Source organism: Caulobacter sp. B11 (assembly GCF_002737765.1).
In the GTDB taxonomy this organism is placed as follows: Bacteria; Pseudomonadota; Alphaproteobacteria; order Caulobacterales; family Caulobacteraceae; genus Caulobacter.
In genome coordinates, this window is the sequence record NZ_PEGG01000156.1 from 1 (window position 1) to 3,675 (window position 3,675).

General features: G+C 68.3%; 3 protein-coding genes and 1 pseudogene. All 4 read right to left on the minus strand.

Annotated features, from left to right (window positions below; genetic code table 11):
• Positions 1 to 275, minus strand: a pseudogene (locus CSW58_RS07585) (type II and III secretion system protein family protein); the annotation flags it as partial.
• Positions 218 to 1,075, minus strand: a complete 858-nt coding sequence (locus CSW58_RS07590; RefSeq protein ID WP_099446883.1) for a type II and III secretion system protein family protein — start codon at positions 1,073 to 1,075, stop codon at positions 218 to 220. The pseudogene CSW58_RS07585 and the gene CSW58_RS07590, both read right to left, overlap by 58 nt.
• Positions 1,072 to 1,986 carry a Flp pilus assembly protein CpaB gene (gene cpaB / locus CSW58_RS07595; protein WP_099446884.1) on the minus strand — a complete coding sequence of 305 codons (915 nt, stop codon included), beginning with the start codon at positions 1,984 to 1,986 and terminating at the stop codon, positions 1,072 to 1,074. Before cpaB ends, CSW58_RS07590 begins: the two co-directional genes overlap by 4 nt.
• A gap of 522 nt (positions 1,987 to 2,508) precedes the next feature.
• On the minus strand, positions 2,509 to 3,066 hold the full coding sequence (locus CSW58_RS07600; protein WP_201721606.1) for a L,D-transpeptidase: 558 nt from the start codon (positions 3,064 to 3,066) through the stop codon (positions 2,509 to 2,511).
• Positions 3,067 to 3,675: the final 609 nt, after the last annotated feature.

Below are 3,675 nucleotides of genomic sequence, written 5' to 3' on the forward strand. Positions count from 1 at the left end.
CATTTGCCGACCGAGTTGCTGTAGCCCTGCTGGAACAGTCCGGCGATCGCCAGGCTTTCGCCATCGGCGATTTCGACCGTCGTGGAGGCCCGGCGAACCGAGAGGCTGGGGACGTCAAAGCCGTTCAGTCGCAACGAGCGGGTGGGGTCCAGCTGACTGACCTCGGGGGCGACCTTCAGTCGGATCAGGCCGTTGTCGGCAATGGTCGGCAGGAAGTTCAGATTGACGCCGAATGGGCGAAAATCGATGGCGATCTGCCGGTCGCCCTGCGGCACGGGAAGGGGAACTCGCCACCGGCCAAGAAGCTGGCCGGCTCGCCCGACAGCGCCACCAGATTGGGCTGGGCCAGGGTGCGGATCACCCCCTTCGCTTCGAGGGCGCTGAGGGTGGCGGTTAGGCTGCCCGCGCCCACCTTGCTGGTCACTGACAGTTTTCCGGCGCTGGCCTGGCCGCTGAGAATGCCCGAGCCTGAGCTGAAGGTGATGCCCGACTGGTTGGCGGCCTGCAGGTCGAAGCCGAACTCCTTCAGCGAGCGGCGGCTGGCCTCGATAATCCGAACTTCCAGAACCACCTGCTGCGAGCCGCGCACCTGCATCGCCGAGGAAACACCGGCCGGAGCGTAGCGCTTGGCGATGGCCTCCGCGCGGCGCGCCACGCCGCCATTGGACACTTCTCCCGTCAGCAGCAGGCCGTCGGCCAGATTGCGCACCTCGATGGCTTCGCCGGGGAAGATGGCCGCCAGGTCGGCGCGCAGCGCCGCGGTGTCGTAGCCCACCTTGACGTCGATGACCTCGACCAGCTGCTTGCCCGGCCCGTAGATCAGGATGTTGGTCGACCCCAGCGCCTTGCCGCGGACATAGAAGCTCTGGTCGGTTGTCGCCACGATTTCGGCGATGTCGGGCTGAGACACCACGACCTCGGTCACCCGGCCGGCCAGGCGAAGCGCAGCGGACTTGTCCTTGGGAATGACCAGCGAACGGCTGGCCGCGCCGTCCTGGGCGGTCGCCAGGCCTGCGCCGCCCAGCATCAGGGCGCTGACCAGGGCGGCCGCGGTCAAGTGCTTGAGGAAGGTCATGCGCCGGCTCCCGCCCGTTCACTGGGCACCTGGATGTCGGCGGCCTTGTCGCCTTGGGTGATCCGCATCGCGCTGAAGGCGGCGTTGGCCGTCGGCGGCGGCGCGGTTCGAGGCTTGGCGGTCGCATGGCGAACGACGGCGACGGTCTTGGCCAGCGGCGCGGAAGCCATGGCGCCGCCCGATAGGTCCGCCACGGAGATCGCGCGCACCGGATCGACGGCGGAGGCGCCCGACCGCCGCAGCGCCAGGGTCAGCGAGCCCAACTCCGAGGCGACCGCCAGCTTTTGGGCGTCTTCAACGGAGACTTCCAGCGTCGAGGTCTTGGGCAGGGCGGCCTTGGCCGAGGTCGGGTTGGCGTTGAGGTCGACGCCGAGCACGCGGACGTTCTGGATCACCACCTCGGAAACCATCCGCCGCGAGCGGGTGTCGTCCGACAGGTCCCGGGTCAGGACCACGTCGACGTGGTCGCCGGGCAGGGCGTGGCCGCCGACGCCGGAGACATCCGTGACGCGGATGGTGTAGCCGCGCTTGCCCTCGGCGATGTCGGCCGACAGCGAGGGGCGTGCGCCGGGGCCGCTGAGCTTGGCCGGCAAGAGCGGTTCGCGCGCGGCCATCGGCGCCAGGACCACCGGCGGGCCGCCGCTCTGGCCCAGAACTTGGTCCACCGAGGTGAAGGCGCCCTGGGGGGCGGCCTCGGGCGGAAACTGGGCCACCGTCAGGTTGCGGGCCTCCAGGCGGACGCCATAGGCCAGGGCCCCGCTGGCGATCACCACGGGCACGGTTTTTCGCGTCGAGGCGGCGTTCACGTCGGTTTCGGCCTGGGACCCGGGTGTCCAAAAATGCGCCAGGGCCAGGGCGCCGACGCCAAGGGCCGCGGAGCCCGTCAGGCTGATCAGAATACCGTGTCGCATTTCGCGCTCCGCCCGCTTGGTGGGCTGTCCACTGAAGGGGCGAGATTGCGGCGCAGGCGTTTCAAACACTTAAAGCAATAAGACTAACCAGGATTAATCAAGAAGGACTTAGTATCTGTAAGGTTGTAATGCTTCGCCTCGAAGTGGTGCTCGAAATGCAGATTAGTGCGTATAGTCTGTTAGCGCTCGACGTATGACGACATGATGGTTGATTAGCGAGCGCTGTTAAATGTCTGCCCGGTCGAAATACAGTCGGACGTGCCGACCTCAGCAATGCAGAGCGCCCGTTGGCTGAAACACGTCTTGCGCGGCGAAACACAAGGGGTGGCGCGGGTTCAAATCCTCGGCAGGAACCCGCTTGCGGTCGTTGGACCGTCCAGGACCCTGGGCGCGGTCAGGCCCGACAGGCCCGCGCGGTCAGCAAGACTTGGATCCAGCGGCGTCTATCGCAAGGCGACGCTGACAGTGCGCCGGCGCGGCGGACTCAGGCCGACAATCGGCACGCGGCCGCATCCGGCACGCTCAGGGTTTGACGGCTCGTCCGGAGGCCGAGGTGACCGCTCTCGGCGCCGTGAAAAACACCTCCGCAAGGGATCGAACCTCCGGCAGGATATAGACGACGCTCACCGTGCCCTTGAACGCGGGCTGGACGATCTCGTCGAAGAATTTCACCGGCACGTTCACGCACCCATACGAGATTCGATTGTCATCGGCCGTGGTCGTGGCGAGACGCTGCAGCCGTCGATCGGCCGCTCGGGTCGTGATCACCGGATGCAGGGACAGGGCGGCGTCATAGTCGATCCATAGAATGGCCTTGCCGCCGAGGTTCTCGCCGGTCGCGGCCAGGAATCGTCCCGCCGGGGTGATGCGGTCTTCCGGTGTGATGGCCGACAGGGGGCGCTGGCCGATGCCGGGCGGCGAGATATCGCCGCGCGCCAAACCCAGCAGGGCAGGGGCGGCCCCCAGCAGCCGACCCTGGCGGTCATAGGCCACGACCTGCGCACTGACCTTGTCGATAATCAGGAACGGCAGGCCCTGACTGTCGGCCGTTTCCCGCACCCAGGCGGCAACCGTGCTCACGCGGATGAGGCGGAAACCTTTCGGGATCGCCGGACGCGGAGGGCAGCTCGCCGGCCAGGCAGGCCGGGGCGAGCGCCAGTCCCAGAACCAGTCCGGCCGCGGCGGCCCGTCGCCCCGGCATGGCTAGTCGCTTGCCGGGGCTGGCGGCATGAACGCGGTGCGCGCAGGATAGACTTCAAAGGCGGGCGCATGGGCGACGGCATGGTCAGTTGCGATCCTGCTTGCGGGGATAGACGGGGATCGGGGGCGCGCGAGTGACCGGCGCAATGTCGGCGGCTGGATGGCCGCCTCGACCGGCGCAGCCAGGTGCGTCGGTCCATAGGGGGGCATCTGAACGCCCCCTTCAACCACCTCCAAGCCCAGGTCGGGCAATGGCTTTGGCGGCGGGGTGGGCGTCAGGATCGGATAGAAACAGTCGGCTGAGGCGCTGGCGGCGTGGGCGTGGGCGGTGTGACGGGGCGGCGGCTCACCGGGGGACCACGGGCGGCGTCACGGCGGGACGACAGGCGGAACCACGGGCGGTATCACCGGCGGCGTCACCGGCGGAGCTACAGGCGGAACTACCGCGGGACCACGGGCGGTGTGACGGGCGGCGTCACGGGCGGGACG